Annotated in this window: 22 protein-coding genes; 12 read left to right on the plus strand and 10 right to left on the minus strand. The window is 60.0% G+C overall.

The window, feature by feature from the left end:
• Nucleotides 1-223 precede the first annotated feature (223 nt).
• The gene (locus ABIN98_RS11765; RefSeq protein ID WP_346910175.1) at nucleotides 224-727 is read left to right on the plus strand and encodes an SET domain-containing protein-lysine N-methyltransferase; all 504 of its coding nucleotides are present in this window, start codon (nucleotides 224-226) and stop codon (nucleotides 725-727) included.
• 488 nt (nucleotides 728-1,215) lie between these two features.
• Here ABIN98_RS11765 and ABIN98_RS11770 read toward each other — a convergent pair whose 3' ends face one another.
• Nucleotides 1,216-1,410, minus strand: coding sequence for a DUF2735 domain-containing protein (locus ABIN98_RS11770; RefSeq protein WP_346910177.1), 195 nt, complete (start codon nucleotides 1,408-1,410; stop codon nucleotides 1,216-1,218).
• Nucleotides 1,411-1,832: 422 nt separating this feature from the next.
• Here ABIN98_RS11770 and ABIN98_RS11775 point away from each other — a divergent pair, with 422 nt between their 5' ends.
• Nucleotides 1,833-2,867, plus strand: coding sequence for a glutamine synthetase beta-grasp domain-containing protein (locus ABIN98_RS11775; protein ID WP_346910178.1), 1,035 nt, complete (start codon nucleotides 1,833-1,835; stop codon nucleotides 2,865-2,867).
• A 130-nt stretch (nucleotides 2,868-2,997) separates the two neighbouring features.
• Here ABIN98_RS11775 and ABIN98_RS11780 read toward each other — a convergent pair whose 3' ends face one another.
• Nucleotides 2,998-3,927, minus strand: a complete 930-nt coding sequence (locus ABIN98_RS11780) for a class I SAM-dependent methyltransferase (RefSeq protein WP_394701487.1) — start codon at nucleotides 3,925-3,927, stop codon at nucleotides 2,998-3,000.
• 138 nt (nucleotides 3,928-4,065) lie between these two features.
• Here ABIN98_RS11780 and ABIN98_RS11785 point away from each other — a divergent pair, with 138 nt between their 5' ends.
• Nucleotides 4,066-4,410, plus strand: a complete 345-nt coding sequence (locus ABIN98_RS11785; RefSeq protein WP_346910181.1) for a hypothetical protein — start codon at nucleotides 4,066-4,068, stop codon at nucleotides 4,408-4,410.
• Nucleotides 4,411-4,648: 238 nt separating this feature from the next.
• Here the strand turns inward: ABIN98_RS11785 and ABIN98_RS11790 are convergent, their stop codons facing one another.
• From ABIN98_RS11790 to ABIN98_RS11805, 4 genes are all read right to left on the minus strand, one after another.
• Complete coding sequence (locus ABIN98_RS11790) at nucleotides 4,649-5,953, minus strand: TRAP transporter large permease (protein WP_346910182.1); 1,305 nt, start codon at nucleotides 5,951-5,953, stop codon at nucleotides 4,649-4,651.
• Nucleotides 5,953-6,483 (minus strand): TRAP transporter small permease, encoded by a 531-nt coding sequence (locus tag ABIN98_RS11795; RefSeq protein ID WP_346910183.1) that lies wholly within the window; start codon nucleotides 6,481-6,483, stop codon nucleotides 5,953-5,955. The genes ABIN98_RS11790 and ABIN98_RS11795 overlap by 1 nt, the downstream gene beginning before the upstream one ends.
• Before the next feature lie 92 nt (nucleotides 6,484-6,575).
• Nucleotides 6,576-7,589 carry a TRAP transporter substrate-binding protein gene (locus tag ABIN98_RS11800; RefSeq protein WP_346910185.1) on the minus strand — a complete coding sequence of 338 codons (1,014 nt, stop codon included), beginning with the start codon at nucleotides 7,587-7,589 and terminating at the stop codon, nucleotides 6,576-6,578.
• Nucleotides 7,590-7,766: 177 nt separating this feature from the next.
• A complete protein-coding gene (locus ABIN98_RS11805; RefSeq protein WP_346910187.1) occupies nucleotides 7,767-8,564 on the minus strand; it encodes an IclR family transcriptional regulator C-terminal domain-containing protein in 798 nt (265 codons plus the stop codon).
• 586 nt (nucleotides 8,565-9,150) lie between these two features.
• On the opposite strand from ABIN98_RS11805, the gene ABIN98_RS11810 reads away from it, so the two are divergent.
• The 7 genes from ABIN98_RS11810 (at nucleotide 9,151) to ABIN98_RS11840 (ending at nucleotide 17,570) form a co-directional block, all read left to right on the plus strand.
• Nucleotides 9,151-10,371, plus strand: coding sequence for an FAD-dependent oxidoreductase (locus ABIN98_RS11810; protein WP_346910189.1), 1,221 nt, complete (start codon nucleotides 9,151-9,153; stop codon nucleotides 10,369-10,371).
• Between the two features lie 39 nt (nucleotides 10,372-10,410).
• Complete coding sequence (locus tag ABIN98_RS11815; RefSeq protein ID WP_346910191.1) at nucleotides 10,411-11,730, plus strand: aromatic ring-hydroxylating dioxygenase subunit alpha; 1,320 nt, start codon at nucleotides 10,411-10,413, stop codon at nucleotides 11,728-11,730.
• A gap of 84 nt (nucleotides 11,731-11,814) precedes the next feature.
• Nucleotides 11,815-13,272 (plus strand): glutamine synthetase family protein, encoded by a 1,458-nt coding sequence (locus ABIN98_RS11820; protein ID WP_346910193.1) that lies wholly within the window; start codon nucleotides 11,815-11,817, stop codon nucleotides 13,270-13,272.
• A 17-nt stretch (nucleotides 13,273-13,289) separates the two neighbouring features.
• Nucleotides 13,290-13,649 (plus strand): 5-carboxymethyl-2-hydroxymuconate isomerase, encoded by a 360-nt coding sequence (locus ABIN98_RS11825; RefSeq protein ID WP_346910195.1) that lies wholly within the window; start codon nucleotides 13,290-13,292, stop codon nucleotides 13,647-13,649.
• The gene (locus ABIN98_RS11830) at nucleotides 13,646-14,149 is read left to right on the plus strand and encodes an ureidoglycolate lyase (RefSeq protein ID WP_346910197.1); all 504 of its coding nucleotides are present in this window, start codon (nucleotides 13,646-13,648) and stop codon (nucleotides 14,147-14,149) included. The genes ABIN98_RS11825 and ABIN98_RS11830 overlap by 4 nt, the downstream gene beginning before the upstream one ends.
• Nucleotides 14,146-15,990: a hydantoinase/oxoprolinase family protein gene (locus ABIN98_RS11835; protein ID WP_346910199.1), complete on the plus strand. Its 1,845-nt coding sequence runs from the start codon at nucleotides 14,146-14,148 to the stop codon at nucleotides 15,988-15,990. The genes ABIN98_RS11830 and ABIN98_RS11835 overlap by 4 nt, the downstream gene beginning before the upstream one ends.
• The gene (locus ABIN98_RS11840) at nucleotides 15,987-17,570 is read left to right on the plus strand and encodes a hydantoinase B/oxoprolinase family protein (RefSeq protein ID WP_346910200.1); all 1,584 of its coding nucleotides are present in this window, start codon (nucleotides 15,987-15,989) and stop codon (nucleotides 17,568-17,570) included. The genes ABIN98_RS11835 and ABIN98_RS11840 overlap by 4 nt, the downstream gene beginning before the upstream one ends.
• Nucleotides 17,571-17,601: 31 nt before the next feature.
• On the opposite strand, the gene ABIN98_RS11845 is transcribed toward ABIN98_RS11840, so the two are convergent.
• The 4 genes from ABIN98_RS11845 to ABIN98_RS11860 all read right to left on the minus strand — a co-directional run bounded on the left by ABIN98_RS11845 (nucleotide 17,602) and on the right by ABIN98_RS11860 (nucleotide 21,980).
• Complete coding sequence (locus ABIN98_RS11845; protein ID WP_346910202.1) at nucleotides 17,602-19,101, minus strand: tripartite tricarboxylate transporter permease; 1,500 nt, start codon at nucleotides 19,099-19,101, stop codon at nucleotides 17,602-17,604.
• The gene (locus ABIN98_RS11850; RefSeq protein WP_346910204.1) at nucleotides 19,098-19,580 is read right to left on the minus strand and encodes a tripartite tricarboxylate transporter TctB family protein; all 483 of its coding nucleotides are present in this window, start codon (nucleotides 19,578-19,580) and stop codon (nucleotides 19,098-19,100) included. The genes ABIN98_RS11845 and ABIN98_RS11850 overlap by 4 nt, the downstream gene beginning before the upstream one ends.
• Nucleotides 19,581-19,680: 100 nt before the next feature.
• A complete protein-coding gene (locus ABIN98_RS11855) occupies nucleotides 19,681-20,685 on the minus strand; it encodes a tripartite tricarboxylate transporter substrate binding protein (protein WP_346910206.1) in 1,005 nt (334 codons plus the stop codon).
• A 44-nt stretch (nucleotides 20,686-20,729) separates the two neighbouring features.
• The gene (locus tag ABIN98_RS11860; RefSeq protein ID WP_394701488.1) at nucleotides 20,730-21,980 is read right to left on the minus strand and encodes an NAD(P)/FAD-dependent oxidoreductase; all 1,251 of its coding nucleotides are present in this window, start codon (nucleotides 21,978-21,980) and stop codon (nucleotides 20,730-20,732) included.
• A gap of 94 nt (nucleotides 21,981-22,074) precedes the next feature.
• On the opposite strand from ABIN98_RS11860, the gene ABIN98_RS11865 reads away from it, so the two are divergent.
• Together ABIN98_RS11865 and ABIN98_RS11870 are read left to right on the plus strand one after the other, a co-directional pair.
• Nucleotides 22,075-22,974, plus strand: coding sequence for a LysR family transcriptional regulator (locus ABIN98_RS11865; RefSeq protein ID WP_346910210.1), 900 nt, complete (start codon nucleotides 22,075-22,077; stop codon nucleotides 22,972-22,974).
• A 175-nt stretch (nucleotides 22,975-23,149) separates the two neighbouring features.
• The gene (locus ABIN98_RS11870) at nucleotides 23,150-24,217 is read left to right on the plus strand and encodes an AraC family transcriptional regulator (protein WP_346910211.1); all 1,068 of its coding nucleotides are present in this window, start codon (nucleotides 23,150-23,152) and stop codon (nucleotides 24,215-24,217) included.
• Nucleotides 24,218-24,309 lie beyond the last annotated feature (92 nt).

The following is a 24,309-nucleotide window of genomic DNA, read 5'->3' on the forward strand; positions in this document are numbered from 1 at the left end:
TGCCAATTGTTCTTGCGCGTTACATTTCCGGAAAATTTGATTGCTGACCTTGGGTTCAGATGCAGCGAAAGCCTGATTTGAGCCCAGAGTGACGGATGCTAAACGCAGCATGGACGTCTGCTTGTGAGAATATTTGTTGCACGGCCGTGCCAGAAGCTCCCTGTCACGCGGCTGTCGCATAATAACGATAGGGGCGGCTGCACGATGTGAAAGGAGGTAGGCTTTGACAACCTGGTTTTCGGATAAGATCGAAAAACGCGGAAGTGAAATTGAAGGACGGGGCTTATTCTGCGTCGCATCAATACAGGCGGGCGAAACCGTAGTCGTGAAAGGCGGTCACGTCTTTGACCGGAAGAAGAGGGACGAGCTCGCCAAGACGCTTGGTCCTGCTGAAATCCAGATCGACGATCATTTGTTCATCGGGCCTGTGACGCAGGAAGAGCGGGAAGCGTCGATGATGTGTCTCAATCACTCATGCGACCCCAACGTGCAGATCGTCGGGCAAATTGCGTTTCGTGCCATGCGCGATATTGATCCCGGCGAAGAGCTCACCTTTGACTACGCGACTGGCGATGACGATGACTGGGAAATGGATTGCGCCTGCGGCGCACCTCGCTGCCGGGGTCAGGTGACCGGAAGGGATTGGAAGATCCCTGAACTCCAGCAACGTTATGCTGGGAAATTTTCCGACTATCTCCAGAGAAGGCTAGTGAAGCAAAGCGCCTGAAATCAGACCATCGGGATAACGAAACGAACGGCAGTTCTGGCCGCATTGCCGCCGCTTGCCTTTACAAAGTTCAAGGTCTGTTTCGGCGCCACAAAATGCGTCACCTCAAAATGCCCTGCTTTGTGCCAAATGAAGTTGCGCGCTAGTTTTGGTCTGATCCGGCTACGACCGGCAGAATACAGCCAATTGCCGGACAATCCCGGATATTCCCACTCAAGCCCTAAGTGCCAACTGTACTTACGCGTTATACGAGTGGCCTGACCTCTGCGCGGCACAAGCGGCCATCTTATCGCCCTGTTTGAGACGAGTCCGAATTCGTCTGACAGCGTTGTCACTCGCCCTGACTGTCAAGCGCGGCGCTGCGTGCAATCCTGTCACGCAATGCCGACGAACAAAAAACCGGCCGCGTGAGCCCGGCTCGCATTTCTCATGCGACAGATACGGATCCAATGGGCCGGTCAGGTCCAACCGGCAACCAATCGAATTTTCTAGTGTTTTCTCTCGGTGTCGTTCTCGCTCACCGCCTGTTCGTGATACCAGGCGCCATCCAGGGCGGCAGCGGCGATGCGTGGCATTTCGACAGCGAACGACGCTTTTCGTTCGAACTCAGATGAATACGAGCGCTGGCTGGCCTTTGCGGCACGACCACCGATGGGGAACTGCAAGATCTTTGCTGTTGTCATTGTTATTCTCCTTCGATCCCGCGCTTTGACGCGCCACCCCAAAATAACGCTGCTTCGGGGCAATCCAAATACCCGCTGCACAAAAAAACTGCAAAAAACGCATTTTTGCATAAATTATAATCACTTTTATTGCCCGCCAGACGATGCCGAAATGTTTTGCAGATGCGATCGCTCTATTGCTTAATATTTCAACCTGACTGGAATTAAGGCAGAAATTTCGGAATTGATACTCATATTCCTTGATAATATTACTTAATTTCTACTCTCGACTTGCATGTTGCACATTAATTCCGCGTGACGCTTGCAAGCTGGCACGTTTATTGCCGGGCTCCACGCAGGCACTGACTGCGAACGGAGCGTAGAGCGCCGGCGGGGCCATGTCGGACTCGTAATCGAAACTTACATTGACGAGAGAACCTTCGATGACAAAGTACAAACTGGAGTATATCTGGCTCGACGGCTACACGCCGGTGCCGAACCTGCGCGGCAAGACGCAAATCAAGGAATTCGAACACTTCCCCACACTCAACGATTTGCCGCTCTGGGGCTTCGACGGCAGCTCCACCCTGCAGGCGGAAGGTTCCAACTCCGATTGCGTTCTCATGCCCGTCGCGGTTTATCCCGACCCGGCCCGAAAGAACGGTGTACTGGTGATGTGCGAAGTGATGATGCCCGATGGCGTCACCCCGCATCCGTCCAACACGCGCGCCACGATCCTCGACGATGATACCGCCTGGTTCGGTTTCGAGCAGGAATACTTCTTCTACAAGGATGGCCGCCCGCTCGGCTTTCCCGAACACGGCTACCCCTCGCCGCAGGGTCCTTATTATACCGGCGTCGGCTTCAAGAATGTCGGCGATGTCGCGCGCGAGATCGTCGAGGAGCACCTCGAACTGTGCCTTGAGGCCGGCATCAATCACGAGGGCATCAATGCGGAGGTGGCCAAGGGCCAGTGGGAATTCCAGGTCTTCGGCAAGGGCTCCAAGAGGGCGGCCGACGAGATGTGGATGGCCCGCTACCTGCTGCTGCGCCTGACCGAGAAGTACGGTATCGACATCGAGTTCCACTGCAAGCCGCTCGGCGATACCGACTGGAACGGCTCGGGCATGCATTGCAACTTCTCGACCGAGTACATGCGCACCGTCGGCGGCAAGGACTATTTCGAAAAGCTGATGGCGCAGTTCGAGAAGAACCTGCATGACCATATCGATGTCTATGGTCCGGACAACCACATGCGCCTGACCGGCAAGCACGAAACGGCGCCGTGGAACAAGTTCAGCTACGGCGTGGCCGACCGCGGCGCATCGATCCGCGTGCCGCACTCGTTCGTCCAGAACGATTACAAGGGCTATCTCGAGGATCGCCGCCCCAACTCCCAGGGCGACCCCTATGCGATCGCCTCGCAGGTGCTGAAGACGATCTCGGAAGTGCCGACCAAGGCCAGCGCCGCCGCCTGATTGTCCAAAGATACTTACTCAAGTCGGGCGCGGAGTAATCCGCGCCCGTTTTGGTCTAGGTTTCAGATGCGGCGAGACCCCACTTCGAGCCCGCAGTGTTCAATGCCGCGCTGGCCACGCGTGGCGGCTGTCACCCTTTGGCACTCATCAGCTTTTGAGCCACGAGGCTGTAGCTCATCGGAATCTGTGCAGGACGGCCTTCATAAAGATCATACTCCGGCTCACGGATGGTGTGCCCGTATTCCCTCAACTCGACGATACCCAGCCTTGCCTGGGCACAGGCCGTAACGATCTCGCCGAGCGGGTGAATGAACCAGTATCCCGTCTCACCTTCACCGTGGTCCTTGCCGTCATAGGTAATCGCTTCGGTTACTTCCTGCGGGCGGCGCTCGAAATAGCTGAAGGCAGGCTCGAATGGCGTGGAGCTTGCCGGGTCGAAAACCTCAAGAAACGGGTGCGTTTCGTAGATGACCAACCGTCCGCCAGGTGCGAGCATCCCGGAAGTCACACGAAAAAACTCCGGCAGGTCGGGCATCCAGTTAAGAACGCCGATTGTAATGAGTGCGAGGTCGAACGGACCGACATCCGAAGGCAGGTCGTATATATCCGCCTCAAGCAGGCGGATATCGAGACCAGCGGCATCAGCGAGTTGCCTGGCTTGAGCAAGGAAACCGCTCGCCTGATCGATCCCCATTTCAGGGCGGATGCCAAAGGATGCGAGCGAAATCAACTCACGCGCATTGTTGCAGCCGATTTGTACGGCGGATTTCCCCTTCAGGCCCAGTCCATCCAGAATGGCGGTCAGGACTGGATCGAGCACCGAGAAACCCGGGCGAGCCGCTCTTTCAAGAAGCTGCTCCCACTGTTCCCCTTCTGCGTGCAAAGGCGCCGAAGCGTTCCATGCGGCCCGGTTTGCCGCCGTGATTTCCTTTTGGGTGATTGAAGCCATGGAGCATGCCTGGGTTGAGGGGGGGGTAATCATGCGACATCCCATATAGACCTTCCTCCGGTCACGTTGAAGGACCACATCGCCCCCATTGCTGTCGATCGTTGTTACCAAGCGCCAGTTCCCGGACAGTCCTGTTCAAGCCCTTAATGCCAACTGAAATTGCGCGTTCCATACGCATTGCCGGCGGATTACGGTGCCTTCTTGTTTCTCGAATTAAGATCTCGAACTCCGAAAGCGATGGAGAAGCGAATGCAGTTTCGAGTGGTTCTTATGGTGCTGGCCGGTCTGAACGCGGGAAGCGTAATTGCCGCGGATAAAGAACATTTGCGATCGGTTGAAACCTTTGGATATTTCTATGCTTTGGCCGAGGCACTTGAAGCCAAGTGTCCCGATGTCAAAGTCGAGCTGGGCGCCAGGAACGGCGCTTTTTCCGACAACGACTTCCTTTCAGACGAGGAGTATTCCGAGGCTCTGGACATAGCGGACGCCCTGCATGAGAAGGCAAAATCCGACCTTGCCGGCAAAAGCTGCGCTGACGCCCGGATTGAGCTCATGAAGTACACGGAGCTTCCTGAGGCAGAGGTTTTCCAATAATCACATGAAATGACGTCAGGGAGCCCAGTACGTCAATCAGCGATATTCGGACTGAAGAGCACGGATTTGCGGGCAAGGGTCACGCGCCATTGCAAGCCGGAGAACAAGTCCCAATCAGCTCTCTTTGGGACCCCGGCCCCGAAAAGGGTTATGAGCCGCCAGTTGATCAGTCAGATGCCAAGGCATTGCTGACAGCAGCAACCGGTCAACGATCATGCCCTCACGATCGCCCCTTCCCTCACAATCGCCCTGGCAACAAAAGCACGATCGCGGGGAAGGCGATCAGGATGGCCAGGCGGACGATGTCGCTCAGGATGAACGGGATCACGCCGGCCATGATGGTCTTCAAGGGCACCTCGGTTGCCACCGACTTCACCATGAAGAGGTTCATGCCGACCGGGGGCGAAATCAGGCCGAGCTCCACCGTGACCACCGCGATGATGCCGAACCAGACCGGGTCGAAGCCGGCATCGACGATGACGGGAAAGAAGATCGGCACGGTCAGCAGAATCATGGCCAGGCTTTCCATGAAGCAGCCGAGCACCACGTAGAAGACCATGATGGCGATGAGCACCTGCCACGGGCCGAGCCCCATGTCGCGCATGAAGTCGACCATGGCGAAGGAGATCTGCGAGGTCGAAATCAGAAAGCCCAGGACCTCCGCGCCGATCAGGATGAAGAAGATGGTCGCGGTGGTCTCAACCGTCGCCCGGAGTGCCGCCAGAAACTCCGGCCAGCGCATGCCTTTCCAGACCGCATAGACAAGGGCAAAGGCCGCCCCTGCCCCACCGGCCTCGGTCGGCGTGAAGAAGCCGCCGTAAAGACCGCCCATGACCAGACCGAAGAGGCAGAAGGCCGGAGCGAACAGCCGCGCCGCTTCGATCCAGGCACTCAAGCCCGATGACATCTCGTCCTGATCCAGTGCGCTTTCGCCCTTCCAGATCCGGGCCATGATGAAGACCGTCACCACGTAGAGCACATAGGCGAGGATCCCGGGAAGGATGCCGGCGAGGAACATGTCGCTGACCGACTGCTCCGTGATCAGCGCATAGAGAAGCAGCGCGATCGAGGGCGGGATCATGATGCCGAGCGTGCCGCCGGCGGCAAGTGAGCCTGCCGCCAGCCTCGGGTCGTAGCCCCGCTTGATCATTTCCGGATAGGCGACCTTGGTCATGGTCGAGGCCGTGGCAAGAGATGAGCCCGACACGGTGGAGAAGACCGCGCTGGCGGTGACACCGGCCGCCCCCAGCCCGCCTTTTTGACCGCGTGTCAGCATCTCTGCCCCGCGGAAAAGATCGGCGGCCATGCCGGACTGGGAAATCAGGTTCCCCATCAGCATGAACAGCGGCACGAGCGTGAAGGAATAGTTTGATGCGGTTTCGAAGGCGGCGGTCTGCAGCACACTGAAGGCCGGATCGAAGCCGACAATCATGCCGAAACCGCCCACGCCAACGAGCACCATCGCAAGTCCGACCGGGGCCCCGATCAGGACGATGACAAACAGCAAGGCAATGGAAATGAGGCCAATCGTCAACGGATCCATTAGCCGAGCTCCGCTGCACTGATGACCGGGTCAATGACCTCCGCAAGGGAGACGATGGCAAAGGCAATGCATTCCAGCGTGATCACCAGATAGATGATCCACAACGGGATGCCCCAGTCCTGGGTCACCTCCCCCTGCTCTCTGGTGACCATCACCTGATCGGCAAACAGCCACGCAAGAGAAAGCGCGAACAGGAACAGGACCACGAACCAGAAACGGTTCAGGAAGGACTGAAGTGCGTCCGGCATCAGGCCGGTGAGCACATCCACACGGATGAGCCCGTTTTCCAGGCCGGCCGGCAGGGCCGCGAAGACGGCGATCAGCAAGGCGTAACTGGCGAGTTCGACGGCACCCGGGATCATCAGATTGATCTCGGAACCGGTTGCGTCGAACAGCGCCCGCATGAAGATATTGACCGCAACCACGAGAAAGAGGCCGAGAATGGCCGTGATTGCGATGGCCTCACAGCCCAGAACGGCTCCCCTGGCCACTCTGGACATCAAGCCTTTATGACGTGCCGAAAAGCTCATCCCGCGTCCTATGAGTTCGTTTTCCGGAAAAAAGAGACGGTCCGGCGAGTGACCCGCCGGACCTATGATTTGAAGGTATCAGAACAAGACGGTCAGTTCAGTTCCGACCGGCACTCTTCCACGTAGCCCTGGATCTTGCCGTAGGTCTCGGTGCCCGGCAGGCCCTTGGAATCCAGCTCGGTGAGATAGATTTCCTTGGCACGGTCCGCGGCGGCCTGCCATTCGGCCAGTTCCGCTGACGGAATTTCGTAGGTTTCCGAATTGGACTTCAGTTCCTCGATGGCGGCCGCATCGGCTTCGTCGTAGCCTTTGCCGGCAACCAGGGACCACTTCATGCCGGAGTTGGCATCGATGGCGGCCTTGGCCTTTTCCGACAGGGCGTCATACTTGCGCTTGTTCATCGTCGTCACGAAGGAAAGCGAGTAGAAACCGAAGTCGGTGTGGTACTTGGTCAGCTCGGCAAGACGGAAGGCAACCACGGATTCCCAGGTGATCATGTAGCCATCGATCACACCGCGCTCGAGGTTTTCGTAGATCGCCGGAGCCGGCAGACCGACAGGCTCGGCACCAAGCTCATCCAGGAGCGTGCCGATCACGGCCGTCGGACGGCGCAGCTTCATACCCTTCAGGTCGGCAAGGGTTTTGACCGGCTTCTGCCCCATGTGCAGCTGGCCGGGACCATGGGTATGAACGAAGAGGACGTGCGTGTCCTTGTATTCCTCGTCCAGAGCACCGGAATCATAGAGTTTCTGGAAGGCGCAGGACCCGACCTCGGCCTTCTTGAACAGACCCGGCAGTTCCATGATCTGGCTCAGCGGGAAACGGCCGGCCGTGTAACCCTGCACCGTCCAGGCGATGTCGGCGACACCGTTCTTGGCGTTGTCGTACCCGGCAGGCGCCTTGCCCAGGGTCTGCGCCGGGAAGATCTTGACATCCAGCTCGCCGTCGGAGGCTTCATTGACCGCCTTGGCCCAATCCAGGAACATTTTCTCGTTCTGCCAGCTCTGGGCCGGCATGAAGTGGGCATAGCGCAGCGTCTCTGCCTTGGCGGCAGAAACCGTTACGCCAAGCGCAAGAAGGGTGGCGGACAGAAGTTTGGATCTCATGGAAAGCCCCGCTTTGGGTTGTGGTACCTATTCGCGTAATTTATGCGATAATCGCACAAATATTATTTTATAGCCCAAACGTTATCAGGCAAAAAGAGGGAGTCAAATGAAACGTCGCATTTAATGCGAAAAAATTTATCATGCTGAATATATGTGCAGATAGGTTGCAAAAAGGGGTCAGAGCAACCCGGCAACCACCTTGGCGCATTCTCTGAGGGTGTCGACGATGTGCTGCCTTACGGCAGGATCCTCGAAACGAGAGACATCCCCAGAGACCCCGATTGCCGCAGGCTCCGCCTGATCCGGACGGACCGGAATGGCAATGGCGGCAACCCCCGCCTCGAACTCCCCGTCGACATAGGCATACCCGCGCTTCGCCGTCTCGGCGATATCCGCTGCAATGGCGGCGCGGTCCATCTCGGTCACGTCGGTGTATTGTTCCAGCGGCGCGTTGGCGATCAACTCCTCCGCCACATCGCAGGAACAGGCCGCAACCAGGGCCCGGCCAATGGCACTGCTGAGCAGCGGCACCTTGGAGCCGACGGTAAAGCCGATGCTGACGGAATTCGCCTTGGCGCCGGCATGGGCCACATAGACGGCCTGATAGCCATCGATCATCGCCATGGAAATCGCTTCGGAAATCTGGCTGGAAAAGCTGCGCATGACCGGTTCAATGGTCTTGCCGAATTGCCGCCCCTGCAGAAAGCCTCCGGCCAGAACCAGGATTTTCGGCGTCAGGGAAAAGACCCGGTCATCCTGTTTCACATAGCCGAGATGAACGAGGGTGAGCACAAGACGGCGCGCGATGGCGCGGTCCAGTCCGGTGGCACGGGCAATCTGCGGCAGGGTCAGGTGCGTCTGCGCGGCGTCAAACGCCCGGAGCACACTCATTCCCTTGGCAAAAGTCAGGGAGATGTCCCGATCCGTTATTTCACGCCGCCCATTGGCACGGCCCGTCTCATCGCTATCCGGCACGCATATTTCCTCCAACCGGACCCAGGGTCAGGACTCATTAATTTTGCACATTCTGCGGGAGTGGCTTTGTCTGCTGACAAGGCAGAGGGCCGCAGGAAACCATTCGGTTTTCAAGGGTCTCTAACGCCGTCAGAAGGCAAAGACGCCCCGCCCTTCGGGTTTGTCAGGGAAGGCCGGCCTGACCGCAAAATCGAGCTTGGATAGGGAAAAACCTGTCCTGCACTCGCTCTTACGCTCATTCCAACCTTCCCTGACAAACAGAATGAGCAAAATTAATGGGTCCTGACCCTTGCTACAACATATTCAGCGTTATTGACAGGGGCTCCAAAAACAGCTTCAATGATATATATCAAACAATTCGTGCGATAATCGCACAATTGATAAATAAAATAACATCCAGAGAACCTCAGAGAGTATCTGTGCCTGAGAATGCGATTGTAAACTCTGCCCTTGACCGGGGACAGAAACCGTCTGCCCGCTTAAGGGCCGGCGCAGCCAGCTTATTGTCGAATACTCAACTGGCGGACACCTCCCGAACATCCTATCGCAAGGACGATGCGATTGACAGTCTGGTTGAGGTCCAGCCGTGAGCGCGCCGCTGGTGATCGTTGGCGCCTCACATGCCGGGGTTCAGGCGGCCGTTTCCCTGCGCCAGTCCGGTTGGCAGGAACCGATAACGCTGATTTCTTCCGAAACGGATCTGCCTTATCACCGTCCACCGCTCTCCAAAGCCTATCTGTCCGGAGAAAAGACGGCTGACCAGATCCTCCTGCGTGCCGAAGACTTTTATGCCGCGCAGGACATCGACCTGCAGTTGGGCGTAAAGGTCGAAGAGGTTTCAACCCAAGAGCACAAACTCCGCTCGACCGGCGGTGACCTGCCCTATTCCCAGCTCGTCCTTGCGACAGGAGCCTCGGCCAGGCCGCTTCCTGTGGAAGGGGCCGACCTAGACGGCATTCACATGTTGCGCGATATGGCCGACGCCCGGAAGCTGAAGACGGCCTTCGAGGCCGTTGACCGGCTCGTCATCATCGGTGGCGGGTTCATCGGCCTCGAAGTGGCGGCGAGCGCTGCCAAGGCCGGCAAGCATGTCACCGTCATTGAGGTTCAGGACCGCCTTCTGGCCCGCGCCCTTCCTCCCATGCTGTCCGACTGGATTGCCGGCTATCACAGGGCAAAGGGCGTCGACATCCGTCTCGCGGAACCCTTCGACACCTTCGAAGGGGAAAATGGAAAGCTGACCGGCGTTCGCCTGAAAAGCGGGGAACGGCTTTCGACGGAACTGGCGCTGGTCGGCATCGGATCGCTCGCTAACCTGCAGCTGGCCGAGCAGATCGGTCTCGAATGCCAGGCAGGCGGCATCAAGGTCGACGATGTCTGCCGGACGAGTGCGCTCGACATTTTCGCCATCGGCGACTGTGCCAGCCAGTATAACGTTTTTGCCCACGAAATCATGCGCGTCGAGTCCGTTCAAAACGCCAGCGATCAGGCACGTGTCCTGGCTGCCCTCCTCACCGACAAGCCCATTCCGGCCCCTGGTGCCAACTGGTTCTGGACAGATCAATACGATCTGAAGTTCCAGATGGCAGGCCTCCTGGAACCGGGCTGCGAGGAAATCGTCCGGGGCGATCCGGACACCGGCGCCTTTTCCATTCTCTTGATGAAGAACGGAGCCTTGCGCGCCCTCTTCTCCGTCAACAAGCCGGCAGACCACATGGCTGCCCGCAAATTCATCGCCGCGGCCACGCCGCTGGATACCCAACTTTGCCGGGATGCGCAGACACCGCTTCCCAAGGCAGTCCTTTAAGTTCCATCCTTCTTTTCAGCCTTCAGGAGAAACCCAGCCATGATGAGCCAGGAACAAAACGATCTAATCACCCGCGTCGGACCGGGGACTGCCGCGGGAGAAGTCCTGCGTCGCTACTGGCAGCCTGCGGCTCTTGCCGAAGAACTGGTTGGCGCCCGGCCGGTCGTACCGGTCCGCCTGCTGGGCGAAGACCTGGTCCTCTTCCGCGACAACGAAGGCGAACTCGGCCTGATCTCCCGCCAGTGCCCGCACCGCGGTGCCGACATGGCATTTGGCCGCTGCGAGGACAACGGCCTGCGCTGCCCGTTCCACGGCTGGCATTTCGACCGCAACGGCCAGTGCGTCGAACAGCCGGGCGAGCCGGAAGGCAGCCAGATGTACAAGAACATCAAGGCCAAGTCCTATCCGGTCGTCGAAAAGAACGGCATGATCTTCGCCTACATGGGCCCGGGCCTGCCGCCGGCAATGCCGAACTTCGACTGCTTCGCGGCCCCGGACTCGCATGTCTTTGCGTTCAAGGGTCTCTGGGAGTGCAACTGGCTGCAGGCCATGGAAGTCGGCATCGACCCGGTCCACGCCTCCTTCCTGCACCGCTTCCTGCAGGATGAAGATCCGAGTGAAGGCTATGGCAAGCAGTTCCGCGACAAGGCGGCCGATACCGACATTCCGATGACCCAGGTCCTGCGCGAATACCCGCGCCCGGATATCAACGTCGAGGAAACCGAATACGGCCTGCGCATCATCACTCTGCGTCACCTGGACAATGGCCGCACGCACGTACGCATCACCAACCAGGTGTTCCCGGAAGCCATCTGCATCCCGATGTCCAACGAGATGACCATCACCCAGTGGCATGTGCCGATCGATGACGAGAACTGCTACTGGTATTCCATGTTCACCAGCTTCGGCAATCCGGTGAACAAGAGCCTGATGCGCGAACAGCGCCTGCAGGAGCACCGTCTTCCGGACTACGCTCCGCTCAAGAACAAGCAGAACAACTACGGCTACGATCCGGACGAACAGAAGAAGCTGACCTACACCGGCATGGGCCTCGATATCAACGTTCACGACCAGTGGGCGGTGGAATCCATGGGCGCGATCCAGGACCGCACCCAGGAACATCTTGGCAAGTCGGACGTTGCCATCAGCCGCTACCGCCGCATGCTGATGAAGGCGATCAAGGCCATCGAGGAAAACAACGACAATGAGCTGCCGATGTGGACCGGCGCCCTCAATGTCGAAGAGATCCGCGGACCGCTGTCCATCGACGCCATCGGCGACACCGACACCTGGCAGGACGCCTGGAAGGAAGCCGATACCAAGCGTCGTGCCGCCTGCGAGTGGCCTGCCGAGCTCTGATAGTGCTCGGATGCAACCGGCCGGCGCTTCCATGGGAGCATCGGCCGGTTAATAGTAGTGGACGCCAAAAGGAGATTTGAGGGTATGGCGGACGGGTCCATTGAAGCGGCCGACCTGAGGTCGGACAAGGAGTTGCTGGACGACGAGCAACTGCGCCTCGCGGCGGAAGTCGTGAACAGGGTGAAGACGGAAGGACTTGAAACCATCCGCCTGGCCTTTGCCGACCAGCACGGCGTCTTGCGTGGCAAGACGATCGTCGCCGACGGTCTGGCCTCGGCCTTCCGCAGCGGTCTTGCGATGACCTCGACCCTGCTCCTGAAGGACACCTCCCACCGCACCGTGTTCCCCGTATGGGAAGACAACATCGGCTTTGGCGCCGGCAACCTGACCGGGGCCGGCGACGTTCTGATCGTTCCCGATCCCTCGACCTTCAAGGTCCTGCCCTGGTCGCCGCACAGCGGCTGGATGCTGTGTGACGTCCGATACAAGGACGGCAGCAAGATGCCGTTCTGCGTCCGCACCGCCCTCAAGGATTCCGTCGCAAGCCTGGCGAATGACGGCTACGCCATGATGTGCGGCCTGGAATTCGAGTTCTACGTCTTCCGCATGGAAAACGCTCATCTCAGCCACGCCGATTCCGGCATGCCGGCAACACCGCCGGAAACCAGCCTGATTTCCCACGGCTACCAGTATCTGACCGAAGCACGGTACGACGCACTGGAAGACGTCATGGACGATCTGCGCCGTGATTGCCAGAAACTGGGTCTGCCGGTGCGTTCGATGGAAGCGGAATTCGGCCCGAGCCAGTGCGAGTTCACCTTCGAGCCGGCCTCGCCGCTTTCCCAGGCGGACGACACCGTCCTGTTCCGCTCCGCCGTCAAGCAGATCTGCGCCCGCAAGGGCCTGCACGCCACCTTCATGTGCCGGCCGAAGCTGGAAGGCATCGTTCCGAGCGGCTGGCACATGCACCAGTCCATCGTCGACATCAAGACCGGCGAGAACCTGATGATGCCGGAGACCGTCGACGGTCTGTCGCCGATTGCCGGCAACTGGATCGCCGGTCTGCTGGAACATGCGCCCGAGAGCTGCCTGCTGACCACGCCGACGGTCAATGGCTACAAGCGCTACCAGCCGTTCCAGCTCGCCCCCGACCGGATTCAGTGGGGCCGCGACAACAAGGGCGCCATGATCCGGGGTCTGATGGCTCCGGACGACAAGGCCTCGCGTATCGAGAACCGCGTTGCGGAACCGACCGCCAACCCGTATCTCTTCATGGCGTCTCAGATCCTGAGCGGTCAGGACGGCATCAAGCGGAACCTCCAGGCTCCCGCGCCCGTCGAGAATCCCTACACCAGCGACGCTGCCAACCTGCCGAAAAGCCTGATCGCCGCTCTGGAACGCTTCGATGCCAGTGATTTCTACCCCAAGACACTGGGTCCCGAGCTGTCCGCCTATATCTCGCGCATCAAGCACGCCGAATGGGACCGTTACCTGATGACGGTCTCGGAGTGGGAACAGCGCGAATATTTCTCTCTGTTCTAAGCCCCCTATTCTGAACCATGCCTCATTTCGTCATCGAGTATTCCGAACCGGCAGCACCCTCCACCGGCTTCTCCGAAACCTTCGAGGCCTTGTGCAGGGCTGCCGTCGGTGCCGGCGTCATGAAACGCGAGGACATCAAACTGCGCGCGGTTCCTTACCGCGACTTCCAGCTCAACGACGGCTCTGACAGCTTTCTGCATCTGACCGTTTCCCTTCTGGAAGGCCGGACACCGAACCAGAAGGAAGCGCTGGGGATTGCCTGCCGGGCCGCGCTGGTCGAGCTGTTCCCGGAGATAGATGCCATCAGCGTCGATATCAGGGACATGAATGCCCTGGCCTACAAGAAGCGGGTGAAGCAGAAGGCTCCTCAGTCATGATCGAGGCCGTGCCGATTTCCGCAGAGGCCTTTGCGCCATACGGTCACCTCGCCCGCAGCGGCCAAGGAGTGACCAAGTCCATCCGCGATGGCTCCGTGCTGCTGACGAAGACGCCGGTGCAATGCGACCATGATGAAAAGGCGGTCAGTTACGCTCTCGACTTTTACGATGTCGCGCCGGAACAGGGACGCTTGCACATGACGCAGGCCGAACACCACCCCCATTCAAGCCAGCTGTTCATGCCTTTTGCAGCGGACCGTTATCTCGTCGTCGTCTGGCCGGAAAAGCCGGCGCCTCATATTCCACCGAAAGCGTTCATTGCCTCGGGAACGGATATCGTCATCTACAATCCGGGTGTCTGGCATCACGGCATCGTCGCCCTTGACCGGCAGACGCTGTTTGCCTCCGCCATGTGGCGCACGGTGGATGGCGAGGAAGATGCTGTCTTTCTGCCGCTTGAAGCGCCGATCGGGGTCACCTGGCCGGAACGAGCGGCATGAGCGGTCTTGCCATCGATATCGGATCCGAGTTCGTCGACCTTGCTTTCGAAGGGGAAGACACCCTCAAGACGTTGAAGCGCCCCGTCGGGTCAAGCGATCCTGCCCGGGCCATTCTGTCCGCCATCGACGACTTCTCCCAGAGCGCAGGCATTCCCGTCCCGGATCTGAGCGACATCCGCATCGGCTCGACCGGCGCGATCAATGCGCTGCTTGCAAGGCGTTGTGGCCGTATCGCCCTTGTGACCACCACGGGCTTCGCGGATACGCTCTATCTCGGGCGCCAGAACCGGCGCGACCTTTACGATCCGATCGCAAGGCTCGCCTCACCGACGTTCCTGGTTGACCGCCTGGATATTCATGAGATTGCCGGGCGCTTGGATGCTGAGGGGAAGGAGATCGACCCACTGCCGGAAAACGGCGCTTCCGAGCTTGTGAGAACGCTTGGGCCTAAAGGCTATGACGCAGTCGCCGTCTGCCTGCTCTATTCCTACCTCAATCCCGATCATGAACTCCGCCTGAGGGAATGTATCGAAAAGGCGCTGCCGGATGTCCCGGTCATCCTGTCTCACGAGATTGACCCGAACCCGCGCGAGTTCGAGCGCACCGTTTCCACCTGCCTGGAAGCCTGCCTCAGGCCGATGGAGGCACGAACGATGGCGGCCCTCGAGACCGGCCTTGCACAGCGTGGCTTCACCGAAAAGCTGCAGTTTGCCGACGGCACGGGCAGGCTTCTGACGCCTGCGGTCGCAAAAACCCGATCCAGCGCACTCCTGATCAGCGGACCGGCGGCGGCAGCCCGCCATGCGGCCTGGCTTTCAGACGCGTCCAAAACACCGCTTGCCCTTGCCGTGGACATCGGCTCCACGACGACGGACATGACGCTCATCAAAGATGGCGCCCCCACATTCACTCGGCAGTCCGAATTCGCCGGCGTGCCGATCCGCCAAGCCATGACCGATGTGCACAACCTCGATCTTGGCGGCCTTGCCTGCCCCGTCCTTGACGGCATCGGCGGTATCGTTTTTGATCGCCCCTCAGAAACCCCTTCCCTGACCCTGCGCGATTGTCTGGCCTGGCTGGAGCGGATACCGGTGCGTGCCGCGCCGGATACGAAGATCTTTCTCGACACCCTCGGAGAAGGTCTCGGTCTCTCAACCGACGCCACGGCCGATGCCATTGTTGCCGCCGCGGAGCAGCAGGTTGCGTCCGCGCTTCTGAAGTTCTCCGTGAAACGCAATGTCGATCCGTCGAGAGCGGTATTCGTCGGGATGGGCGGCCTCGGCGCGGTTCTTGGGGCGGGCATTGCCGAACGACTTGGCATCACGAAGATACTGGCGCCTGAAGCACCGGCGGTCGCAGGTGCACTCGGCATGCTCACCATGGGACCCAATGTATCAAGCCGACTTAGGGTCGGTGCCACTGCCTTGGCTCTGGGGCAATCCGGCCTGGCTGACCGGTTGAACACATTACGCGATGCCTTGCCTCCGCTCGACAGCGCGCGCTTTACCGAGAGCTTAAGCGTGGAGATGGCGGCAACGCCCTTCATGCACCCGTTCGAAGTCACCCTTACCCAACCGAGCGACGACCCGCAGGTCCTCGTTTCGGCTTTTGCCACACAATACGCAGACCGGTTCGGCATCGCCCCGCCGGGAAGCGGACATGTCTTTGCCATGACGCTCTCTCATGTTCCGGCCGATCTGTTCACCCAGCGGCCGGAGCCGGCGCTTCCCGAGGCATCCTCCGGCATGATTGCCTCCGACGGCGGAACGCTGTGGATTCCGGAAGGCTGGGTTCTCTCGGCCGTCCAGGGTGGCTACGCAATGACGAGGGCTGAGGCATGAACGCGGATCGAACCATCGCCCGATCCAGGCTTGAAACCCTGCAGATGCGTTTCGATGCCGTCGCACAGGGCATGCAGGAAATCCTGTTTCGGACGGCCGTTTCGCCGGTGGTGCGCGAAGGCGCCGATGCCTCCTGTGCCCTGTTTACCGCCAAGGGGGAATTGCTTGCGCTCTCCGATGCCATCCCTCTTCTTCTGGGCGCCCTTCCGGGATCGGTAAAAGCCATTCTTGCGCGCTACCCGGCAGAGGACATGAACGAAGGCGACATGTTCTTCATGAACGACCCCTTCGCCGGCGGCACGCACCTTCCCGACATCACGGTTCTGGTTCCCGTCTTCTTTAAAGGCCAGCGGATCGCCTTTGCCGCCAGCATTCTGCATCACCAGGATGTGGGCGGCATGCGCCCCGGCTCCGTGCCGCCGGACGCAACCGACATCTACCAGGAAGGCTTGCGTTTCCCGCCAAGCCGCCTGGCGCAGGACGGAAAGATCCTTCGGGAAGCGGAAGACCTGATCCGTCTGAACTCCCGCGCGCCGGACACCGTCCTCGGAGACATCGCCGCCCAGATCGCGTCCGCCGGACACGCCGCCCGCTCTCTCCAGACGATCGCCGGCGAACTCGGAACTGAGGCCTTCATCACGGCCACCCATGCCTGCCTCGATCATGGTGAAGAGCAGATCAGCCGATTGTTTCAATCCATCCCCCCCGGTCCGTATCAGGGCATTGACGGATTGGACCCGACGCCAAACCTGCCGCCGATCGAGGCCCACGTGTCCGTATCCTTCGACGCCGGACACCTCAAAGCGGACTTTGCAGGGTCGTCGGCCCAGGTGAACGCGCCGATCAACTGTGTGCGTTCCGGCCCGCTGTCGGCCTTGCTTTACGCGGTCTTGAGCCTTGCGCCGTCAACGCTGTTCCGCAACGGTGGCGTGCTCCGCCGGATCGAGCTTCATCTTCCCGAGGCAAGCGTCGTCAATGCGTCCGTGCCTGCGCCGGTGAATGCCCGCATGAACATGGTGCGCTGCATCACCTCCGCCGTGCTGCAGGCCCTGTCAAAAGCCGCCCCGGACAAGATGCCCGCAGCCAATTCCGGCATGTCCTATGTGCTTGCCTTTTCAGGTAGCTGGCCGGACGGCAACCGCTTCGTGACGACGGAAATCATCGCAGGCGGAGCAGGCGGCGGACCTTTCTCGAAAGGAGCGGATGCCGTGTCGACCGACGTCGGCAACGCCATGAACATGCCAGGGGAAGCGCTCGAAGAGATCGCCCCGATCCGGCTTCTGTCCGCGCGCATCCGCGAAGGCTCCGGCGGCTCCGGCAAATATCCGGGCGGCAATGGCATCCGGCGGGAATATCTTGCCCTGACCGACGGTGTTTCAGTTTCCCTTCGTGGTGAACGCTTTGCCCGCGTCCCGCAAGGCCTTTTGGGCGGCGGCAGTCCTGAGCCGTCGGCGGCAACGATCCTGCGCGCGGATGGCGAGACCATTTCCCTCACCGCCCGCTCCGCCTTCACGCTGAATTCCGGTGACCGGCTGATCGTGGAAAGCTGCGGCGGCGCCGGTTACGGCACCGCAGACTGATATCTTTGCAAAGAATGCATGGCGACCGGGCTTAGTCCCCGGTCACCTTTTTACGCAGGCTCGGCAGGAAGGCTGCGGCGAGGAATGCAAAGCCCAGCAACAGAAAGGCCAGGCTGATCGGCCTGTCGACGAACGTCGTCAAATGGCCCCGGGAGAGCAGCAACGCACGCCGGAAATGCTCTTCCAGAAGCGGTCCCAGAATGAACCCCAGCAGCACCGGCATGGCCGGATAGTCGAAGATCCGCATCAGGTAGCCCACGACCCCGAAGCCGAGCACGACGAAGACGTCGAAGGCGTTGTTGTCGGAGGAATAGACGCCGACGCAGATGAACACCAGGATCGCCGGATACAGGATGTTGTAAGGGATCGAGAGCAGCTTCACCCAAAGCCCGATCAGGGGAATGTTCAGAACCAGCAGCATCAGGTTGCCGACCCAGAAACTGATGATCAGCCCCCAGAACATTTCAGGCTGCTCGTTGATCAGGTTCGGGCCCGGCGTGATGCCATGCAGGATCATGGCACCGAGCAGGACGGCGACCACCGCATCGCCCGGAATGCCGAGGCTGAGGGTTGGAATGAAGGCGGCCTGGACCGAGGCGTTATTGGCCGCTTCCGGCGCGGATATGCCTTCCAGCGCGCCCTTGCCGAATTCCTCCGGGTTTTTTGAAAGCCGTTTTTCGGTCGCATAGGCCATCAGGGACGCAATCCCCGGACCCGTTCCGGGAAGCGCGCCGACAAAAGAACCGATGACCGAACCCCGCAAGGTCGGAGCCCAGATCTTTTTCCACTCCGGCTTGCTCGGCCACATCTCCTTGAAACGGATATGCCCCAGCTTCATGGGCGTTCCCTGCGGGCTGCCGATGTTGCCGATGATCTCGGCCACACCGAAAAGACCCATGGCGAGCGCGACGAGGCTGAAGCCGTCTGCCAGTTCCAGAATACCGAAATTGAAGCGGAACATGCCCGTGTTCACGTCGGTACCGACAAGACCAAGCGCAATGCCGAAGATGACCATGGCAAGCCCCTTGAAGGGAGAGCCTGCGGTCATCGTCGACGCTGCGATCAGGCCAAGCAGCATGACGGAGAAATACTCAGCCGATGAGAATTCCAGCGCCAGTTCCGCAATCAGCGGAGCAAACCCCATGACCAGGACAATGGCGAAGGACGAGCCGATGAAGGAGTTGATCGCCGTCACGAACAGCGCAAGCGGCGCCTTCCCTTTCTGCGCCAGCGGATAGCCGTCAAGGCAGGTGATCGCCGCCGTGGCCGTGCCAGGCAGGTTCAACAGGATCGACGCCGTGGAGCCACCGTACTGAGCTCCGTAAAAGATCCCGGCCAGCATGATCAGCGCGGCTGTGGGATCGAGATAATAGGTCATCGGCAGCGCCAGCGAGATCGCCGCCAGGGGACCGATCCCCGGCAAGACCCCGACGACCGTACCCACGGTCACGCCGATGAAGCAGAAGAGCAGGGACTCGCCACTCAGCGCCTTGCCCAGACCGATCATGATATTGGCGGCGAAATCACTCATCTCGGACCGAATGCGTTGACTGGGAGACCAAGCCCCCAAATGAAGAGAAGAACACCGAAAAGCGCCATGAAGGCCGCGACAGCGGCCACGGTCAACCAGTTGCTCCGTGGCTCGCCCAGCGCCGAAATGAAGACAAGTGCGATGCTGGCAGCCACATAGCCGGCGCGATCCACAAGAAGCGCGAAGGCAATCATGCCGACAAAGACCGCAAGAACGGGACGAATGGCGAACCGGGCCGGAGCGGGCGTTCCCTCATCCGGGGGACCTTCGTCCGCATATCGTGTACCGAACCATGTCTCGACCGCGATCACGATGCCAAGACCGGCGATCAGTAGTCCCACCACCAACGGAAAGAACCCCGGCCCGGGCCGCAGCATGCTGCCGAGCGGATAGGTGCTCGAAAGTGCCGCCAGTCCAACGCCGAAGGCCGTCACGACTGCAGCCGCCGAATAGTCTCTTGTCGGTGTGTGAAGTGTCATATTTCACTCGAAAATCTGAAGTGAGCGGTCCTGAACGGACCGCTCACCGGCAGGGCATGCCATCAGGTGGGTCTGTAGAGCACGCCAGGCTGCAACAAAATCATTTCGGGGCGAGGCCGGCAGCGTCGACCACGCCCTTCCACTTCTTCACTTCGCTTGCGATGAAGGCTTTGGAGTCTTCCGGCGTCTTGCTTTCTACGAGGAAGCCCTTTTCCTTGAAGAAGGCCTGAAGCTTGTCGGACTGGAGCGCCGTGTTGATTTCGGCATAAAGCGTCTCCAGAATCGGCTTCGGCGTACCTGCCGAGGCGAAAACACCCTGCCAGGAGAAGGCGGCGAACCCCGGGACACCGGCTTCGGCAATGGTCGGAACATCCGGCAGCAGGTAATGACGCTGGGTCGAGGTTACGCCGAGGGCACGAAGCCGTCCCGTCTTGACGTATTCGGAGGTCACCAGAATGTCGCCGAACATGCCGTCGAGCTGTCCGCCGAGCAGATCCTGAAGCGCCTGGGCACTGCCCTTGTAAGGCACATGCAGGAGCTTGGTGTCCGTTTCCAGGCCGAAGAGCTCACCGGTCATGTGCATGGAAGTGCCGACGCCGGGCGTTCCGTGCGTGAAGGTTTCCGGATTTTCCTTGGCGTAGACGATCACATCCTCGACCGAGGTGTAGTCGCTGTCGGCGTTCACGACCAGCGCCAGCGGCGCTGCGATCACGATAGAGACCGGATCGAAGTCGGTTACCGGATCGTAAGGCAGGTCATTGCGCAAGGCCGCACTGATGGCGTTGGAGCCTGTCACGCCCATCAGCAGCGTGTAGCCATCGGGATCGGACTTGGCGACATAGTTCGCGCCTACAGTACCGCCGGCACCGCCGCGGTTTTCAACGACGACCGGTTGACCGAGCGGACCGGAAATCGCTTCGCCGATCTGACGCGCCAGAAGGTCCGTAGAACCGCCCGGAGGGAACGGCACCACGAGTGTGATCGGCTTGTCGGGATAGGCATCGGCCGCGAGCGCAGGCGCTACGAGACCGCTTGCCAGACCGGCGGCGGCCACGAGACCGAGACCCGCCTTGCAGAGATTTCTGCGATCAATTCCATATTTCATGAGTACACCTTCCTCTGGATTCTGGCCTATGGATTCTAGGTTTCTTATTGAAATCTGGTGGGACTGAAGGGGCTGAGATCGATCTCTGTCTCCCGGCCGGAGACAAGATGCGCAATTTCCCGGCCCGTGCTGGCGCCGCCACACATGCCGACATGCCCGTGACCGAAACCGAGAAAGACGTTTTCCGCCCTGGGCGCCTTGCCGATGACCGGAAGGCTGTCCGGAAGACAGGGCCGGTGCCCCATCCAGTAGGACTTTTCGGACCCTTCAAGACCGGGAAACAGTTCCTGCCCCTTGCGGAACAGGGCCTCAGACCGGCTATAGCGCGGCTCTGCGGTCAAACCGGCAAACTCCACGGTGCCGGCAAGCCGCAGACCGGACGTCATCGGATTGACCATCATGTTGTGCTCGACCGCCATCACGTTGCGCTCAAGATGAACGTTCGGGTCCTTGACCGTGACGTGGTAACCGCGCTGGCTTTCCAGCGGCACCCGCGCCCCCAGTTTTCTGGAGAGTTTCGCCGACCACGCGCCCGCGGCCACGACCACGCCGTCGACCTCGAGCCGCTCGCCATTGTCGAGCACGATCCTGTCGACGCATCCGTCCTTGATCTCAAAGTCCGTAACCAGGGTCTTCTTGTGCGTGGCGCCGTCCTTGATCGCCTGATTGTAGATCGCTTTGACAAGGGCCGAGGGATCCGGTGTGGAGCCATTGTCCGGCGCGAACTGTCCGAACCGGAACAGGCCCTTCAAAGCCGGTTCCAGGTCTGCCAGCTCGTCGCTGTCGACCTCCTGCATCTCGACCCCGAGGCTGCGTCTCAGGTCCATGCCCCACTTCCAGCGCTGCGCCGCTTCCCTGGAGGAATAGACATAAAGACAGCCGTTTCGGCGGATCAGGGACGATCCCCCTGCCCGCTGAAGGAGTGGCTCGTAACACTCAAAGACCGGGCGCAGAAGATCACGGACCGCGCCGGCGATCCGGGTCACTTCCTTTTCGGTCGAAGCCCGCATGAAATGCATCAGCCAGGGCAGAATACGCGGCAGGTAATGGGCCCTGATGACCAGCGGACCTTCCGGATCGAGCAACCATTTGGGCACATTGCGCCACATGCCCGGCATTCCGACCGGCAGGCAGGCGCTGGGTGACAAGGAGCCCGCATTGCCGAAGGAACAGGCCTCACCGGCCTCGAGCGGATCGATGAAGGTAATCCTGTGACCGTCCCGCTGGAGCCATGCTGCCGTGCAGGCTCCCACCACCCCGGTTCCGATAACTGCTATATGCAAGACACCCGCCAAAATCTATTTTGTAAGCATTTTCCCTATGTGCATTCTGTTTCAGCACATGATATCAGACAAATGAATTTTTCTGCTAATTGCATCAGGTTATCTTATGAATGTCACACTGCGCCAGCTCCGCGCTTTTCATGAGGTCGCCAAAACGCAGAGCTTCACGCTTGCCGCCCAAAACATGGGCCTGACACAGTCGGCCGTCAGCATGCTGATCCGTCAGCTTGAAACGGAATACGGCATGGCTCTGTTCGACCGGGTTCAGCGCAGCGCCCGGCTGACGGAGGTCGGAAAGCACATGCTTCCCGTCACGGCGCGCATCCTGGAGGACCTGCAACAGGTTTACGAAGGTGCCGCGGACCTGAAGGCGCTGAAGCGCGGAACGCTGCGCATCGCCGTTCCGCAAATGCTGGCCTGCTCCTGGCTGCCGCCCGTCATTGCCAGATTCACCCAGCTCTATCCGGATGTCAGCCTTCGGGTCATGGACACGACAGGCGATCGCATCGTCAGCGCCATCACCGACAATGAAGCGGAGATCGGGATCGGGCCTCAGCGCCCGACACCGGAAGGCATTTCGTCAGAGCTTCTGTGGAAGGAGCCGATCCAGGTTGTCCTGCCGCGCTCCCTCGGGCTCGCCAATGCCGGGGAGATCACCTGGGACCAGCTCACCCGCGAGAACTGGATCCAGTATTCGGACGATTTCACGCTTTATCTCGAGCGTTCGATCTGGACCAGCCTGCCCATCCCCAAGACCCGCATGACCAGCGTCCGCTACCTGACGACCGCCCTCGCCTTTGTCGGCAACGGCATGGGCATCACGGCGGCCCCGAAATACGCACGGATCTTCGAAGACCAGTTTTCGGTGAAATTCCGGGAGGTGACCGGCACCCGGATCGAGCGAGAATTCTACATCTACGCCCGGGCAAACCATCACCGCTCCCCTGTTGTGGATGCCTTCATGTCCCTGCTGACGTCCAATCCCTCACTGATCACGCCGCCTTAGCATCAGCCGATTTCCGTCGCCCGCTGCCATTAGCTGTTCAATTCCGAAGGCCTGACGCCTCCTTCCTCAAGCTCTTCATGACATGACGATCGCGGGTCTTTAGCGCGCGGTTGATCGGCTATCAGAACCGATCCTATAGTGTGGGAAAAAGTGCGACACATGGGAGGGAACCGCCGTGGCCGCATCGGGAGATATCGATCTTGCGGGCTTCGGCCGCTCGGGCTGGAGCCCGTTTTCGAAACCGCACTTCGTAACCGGCGATTATCGCATCGCTCAAGACCACCTTGAGAAATCGAGCAAGGGGCTCTTTCAGCTGTCGGTTCCCCACAACGAGCGGTTTCGCCGGTACAGTTCGAAAGCACGGCTGCTTGGTGAGAGCCTCGTCACCGCCGTCAACATCGACAGCGAAGCCGGATACCGGATCGAGATGAACGCCGACCCGGACCTGATCTATGTCCAGGTCCTCTTGCAAGGCTCCGCCCTGTACCAGCAGTGCACCACGCGGGTCGAGGTGCGAAGCGCCCAGTTGGTTCTGCAGGAGGCGCGCGCGGTAACGCGCAAGGACTGGGGCGGGCCGACCCAGCTCATGGCCTTCCGGCTCAGCCGCCGCGCTCTTGAGCGCCTGGCCGCCCAGACGATGGGCGCCTTGGGAGCTCGTCCCCTGGACTTCGACACGATCCAGGTGATCGACCTGGAACGCGTGCCGACGCTCTGGCACCACATTCTGATGATCTACAACGATCTGCAGGAGCCGACACCGTTTCTGACAGGTCCAAGTGCGGACCATGCCGAGCAAATTCTCCTGCATCTACTGCTTCAGTCCATTCCGAACAGTCACAGCGGCAGGCAATTGCCCGTGCCCGCCCGATCCGCCGCTCCATATTATGTTCGCCGGGTCGAGACTTTCATCCGAGACCACGCCCGGGAACAGATCGACATCCAGGACATGGTCCGGGCGGCAGGCGTGAGTGCAAGGTCCGTCTATCTCGGGTTTCGAAAGTTCCGGGATACGACACCGATGGCCTATCTGAAGGAGATCCGCCTCAACCTCGCGCGCCAGGCGCTGCTTCAGGCACCGGCGAACAAAGCCATGCCTGTCACCGGGATTGCCCTCGATTGCGGCTATGAAAACCCGAGCCAGTTTTCCCGCGATTACCGCATTCGTTTTCGCGAGACACCGACAGAAACCACGCGGCGTGCTGTGCGTTCCAAGGCCATTTCTTGCGACGACGCGGCAGGCTGATCTTCGGTCCAAGGCACGAAACGGAAGCGGCTCCTGCCGAACGTTTCACGAGCCGTCCTTCGATTGCACTGAGGCGCAAACCCTTGCAGCCG

The organism is uncultured Roseibium sp. (assembly GCF_963675095.2).
GTDB lineage: Bacteria > Pseudomonadota > Alphaproteobacteria > Rhizobiales > Stappiaceae > Roseibium.